Source organism: Calditrichota bacterium, assembly GCA_013151735.1.
GTDB lineage: Bacteria > Zhuqueibacterota > JdFR-76 > JdFR-76 > BMS3Abin05 > BMS3Abin05.
On record JAADHR010000190.1, the window covers coordinates 1 to 4,450 of the forward strand.

A 4,450-nucleotide genomic window follows, 5' to 3' on the forward strand; every position below is an offset into this window, starting at 1 on the left:
ATCAAACAAAATTCACTCAATTTAGACAAAATGGTTCTACTGGAATTTTTGTGGAAAAGACACTCCTTTTGGAAATAGAACCCTGCCTTTTGAACCCACCCCCTGACTCCCCCTTGTATATTTAAAATTGGGGATAGGGAGGAAAATTGAGATTGAGAAAAAAAGGCTTTACTTGTTCATCCAAAAACCCGACATTATCCGGCGTGGTAGAAGGTTTCCCCCTTGGGTCATGAACCCGTTAGGGAGTTTCTTCGATGCGCCGGATAAAAGTCGGTTAATAACTTGGCTCTCGAAGCCGCATTCAACAAGGCTGATGATGTCCGGTTTTTTAATTAGTTTCAACGAACAAGTAAAGGAGTCCCATCATGGAAAACTTTTATATGGGATGTGACGTGAGTAAAGGGTATGCCGATTTTGTCATCATCGATCAAAACAAAAAGCTCATGGAGCCTGTCTTTCAAATCGATGATACATTTGATGGCCATAACCAACTCTACACCATCCTATCAAAATTTTTGACCAAGCATCCGGGTGCCACGTTGTACTGCGCCGTGGAAAGCACCGGCGGACTGGAGGATAACTGGCTTAAGTTGCTGCACCGATTAAGCGCTATCTTGTCTGTCAGAGCCGCCAGAATCAATCCCATGGGGCCTCACAATCTCCATAAGGCCTCAATGGTTCGAAATGGCACCGATGCCATCAGTGCCCAACTGATCGCCGAGTATCTGATCGCCTTTGCCGATAAGGTGCGATACAACGAAACCGACCCCTATGTCTCTTTGAGGAAACAGTGGAATCTGATTGAAATGTACAAAAAGCAGAAAACTCAACTACTCAACCAATTAAGCCTGCACCTGTACACCGCGGTTCCTTTTCTGGTTCACTATTGTAAATATGGCGTACCCCGGTGGATTTTGCTTCTTTTGAAAGCCTATCCCTCCGCCTCAAAGATAGCCAGGGCTCGCACCCAATCGTTGCACAAAATTCCCTATGTTTCTGTTAAACGAGCCCAGACGCTCGCAATAGAAGCCAAACATTCGGTCGGCGCCGTCGACGACCCATACAGTGCTCTGGTCATCCAATCTATCGTTTCACAAATTCTCCATTTGGAAAAATTAATCAACCAGCATAAACGGTATATGACCCAACACTGTCAGTTACCACAGGTGCAGCTTCTGACCTCCTTCAAGGGAATCGGCATCTACTCCGCTGTTGGGCTGATGCTCAATATTATCTCCGTAGAACGTTTCCCCTCTGCCAAAAATCTGGCCTCCTATTTTGGCCTTCACCCCGTCTACAAACGAAGTGGGGACAGCAAAGAGGGCGTGTACATGAGCAAAAAAGGCCGCTCTGCCCCCCGGGAAATCCTCTACTGGGTAGCCAAAAGTGCCATCGTCTCCAATCCCCTGATCAAAGAGTTCTATCAGAGGCACATTAAAAACGGAAAAACCAAAATGTCTGCGCTCGGAATCTGTATGCATAAAATCGCCCGTATTGTCTTTGGAATGCTCAAACATCAGAAACCCTTCGACCCAGCCATTGACAGACGAAATACCCATGCAGGCTCTCCCGCACAGGTCCGCTTACATGAGTTCCGTAATAAACGCCGGTTTCAAAAAACTTCTGATGTGGCGCCTATCTCCAGAAGACAGGTCGCTATTAGAAAAGAGAGGAAGCTGTCCCAACTCACTGAAAGTGAGCCGTTCGGGATCTGTGCCTCCTCTCCTTCAAATACGTAACTTTGTCCTTTTAAATATAAGGAGTCTTATGTCAATGAACAAGTAAAAACTCTTCCTAAACAACTTACAAAAAAAGTTGTTTCCCCCTTGACTTTAACCTTAATAACTCCCTTAAATAAGGGAGGGGGAGTGAGGGGGTGGGTTGAAAAAAAGTTAAATACTAAAATCCGATTTTTTCAAAGCCTTCTTATTAAGGATTTTTTCTCGTACAATTTACCATTGTACAATCTTCCGTGGAAGGCGATCTTGGCAACGGGCCTGTTCTTTCGGTCGCCCTTCGAAAAAGTAAAATCGTTTTAAGAATCAAGAGGATCCCCTGTGATGAAAGCATTCTGGAGGCGTTTGTCAATTTTGGTCGTTTGGGGTGTTGTTTTCAGTTTTCTTCCTGGCCTGGCCTTACCCCTCATAGGCAGTCAGCCGGTACGTCTGCAAGTTGATCCGCGCATCACCTCGCCGCCGCGTTTTGGACTTCTGGATTTGGAAAAGGCGCTCTCCGAAAAAGGGATTCTATTTCGAAAAAGCGGGAACCCCGCCATCTCTGATCAAAAAAGCTCTGGTTTTACGATTGTCATTAAAAAACCCCCCGTTCGCAACCCCTATCTTTGGCCCAAACCGGAATCGTACCGCCTCACAAAAGAAGGAGACCGTCAACTCGTTGTAACGGGGTCGGATCCTGTAGGCCTCATGTACGGAATTTTTGAGCTAAGCGAACGTCTTTCAATGAGTAAGAAATCCGGACTCGGAGCCCTTCAGGGGATTCAGCCGGTTTACGGGGAGCCTGCACTGGCCATTCGTGCGGACAATCCCTTTTTGACGGTGGAAGGGAAAACCGGCATCTCAAAATGGTTTTACGATGAGCGTTACTGGGAGGCCTATTTTTCGCGTTTGGCCCGCAGCCGGTTTAACCTTTGTGATATTCACGCCATGTACCGGTACCACCAGACCAATTTCCCCAATATTTTTCCCTTCTTCTTAAAGAATCCAAATTTGCCCGGAACCTCCTGGCCGGACGAAAATCAGTCCCGGAATCTGGCCATGTTGAAACGCATTGTGGATATTGCCGAGGCGCACGGCGTACACGTGTCGCTGATGAATTACGCAGTGGACACCCCGAACATCCCGATGGGCGATGAGAAAAAGCTGACCCGGCAGATCCGCTGGGCAGTGGCCGAATTGTTGAAACGCGTTCCCAAATTGTGGATGTTCGGTTTTCGCATTGGGGAGTCCGGGAAAAGTGAGGATTTTTTCAAAAATGCCTATTTGGAAGGAATTACCGACTCCGGCAAAAAGAATGTCCGGCTTTACACCCGCACCTGGCTGGCCGATTTTCGGAAGCTTTCGCAGATCGGAATGGCCTATCCGGATCATTTCTACATTGAGATCAAGTACAACGGGGAACATCTGGGGGCACCTTACCAGGCCATCCAGGGGCGCTGGGGGTCTTATTCCTACGAAAGCTATCTGGATTACCCGCGCTACTGGAAGATCATCTGGCAAATTCGTGCCAATGGAACGCACCGCTTGTTTCCCTGGAACGATGCCGAATTCGTCCGCCGAACGGTGGCTTCCTGCCGTTTGGGGAATGCGGTCGGATTCACACTGGAACCGATCACGGCCTACTTTCCTCAGGATCCGGAGCGCATCTACAAACACCCGGGAGGCATGCGGTACACCACAGAGCGCTACTGGTCGTGGTATCTGCTGTGGGGGCGGCTGGGGTACGATCCCGAAACGCCGGATGCGGTTTTCGAACATGCCTTTCGTCAGCGGTACGGGAAAACGGCCGGCAGCCGGATTTACCGAACCACAACGCTGGCCAGCCGGATTATTCCGCTCATTTACCAGCACCATTGTTTGGGTCCCGATCACCGCAACTTTGCCCCTGAATTTGAAACCGGGAACCGCATCGACAAGGTCAAGAAAATTCACGATATCGATTCGTTTGCTAAGGCCACCGTTCTGGATCGACAGTCGTATTTGAATTGTGAAGATTTTGTGGCCGCTTTTTTAGCCGACAGCGTGAATGGGAAAATCACGCCTCTTCAGGCGGCCAATCAGTTGGATGAATGGGCCGATTCTGTGCGGGCGGGCCTCGCGGGACTTTCTGTCCGGAAATCCCCGGAGGAATGGGGCCTGTGGCGGACCGATTTACGGGCACTGGAGGCTCTGGCACGCTATTACGCGGAAAAGGATCGGGCGGCTGTGGCCCTGCAGTTTTTCTATCGAACCCGGGATGTTTCCCAATTGCCCCGTGCCAAACAGCATGTGCGGCAGGCCATTCGGTTCTGGAAGCAGCTATCGGCCATCACACAAAAACAGTACAAGCCCATTTTAGACCCTCTGCGTACGGGACCGGCCTTCACCTGGGAAAAAATGCTGCCCGAGTTAAGGGCCGATGAACAGCGCGTAAACGCCGTGTTTCACCAGGTGGAAATCTCTCCAAAACCTATGTTCGGACACGTTCCCCCCCAAAGACTTTCTCCCGGTCAGGAGGCCTGCTTGTCCTTTGGCCTTCGGGCAAAATCTCCTCAGCAGGTAAAACTCCATTTTTGGATCGCAAACACCCCTCCGAAAGTTGTCCTGTGTCAGCCCGCCGGTCTGTGGACCCTGACGGGGAAAATTCCGGGAACAATTCTGAAACCGGGAGCCATTTTGCACTACTGGTTTACCTTTCGTGTTGGGAATCAGGTTTTTGCCTTGCCGGAAGGGGG

The 4,450-nt window shown here is 49.6% G+C and carries 2 protein-coding genes; both read left to right on the forward strand.

Annotated elements, in window-relative coordinates; all coding sequences use genetic code 11:
• Window positions 1-365 precede the first annotated feature (365 nt).
• Window positions 366-1,739: an IS110 family transposase gene (locus GXO76_13455; protein ID NOY78864.1), complete on the forward strand. Its 1,374-nt coding sequence runs from the start codon at window positions 366-368 to the stop codon at window positions 1,737-1,739.
• A gap of 321 nt (window positions 1,740-2,060) precedes the next feature.
• On the forward strand, window positions 2,061-4,450 hold a 2,390-nt coding region (locus GXO76_13460; GenBank protein NOY78865.1), incomplete at its 3' end, for a hypothetical protein.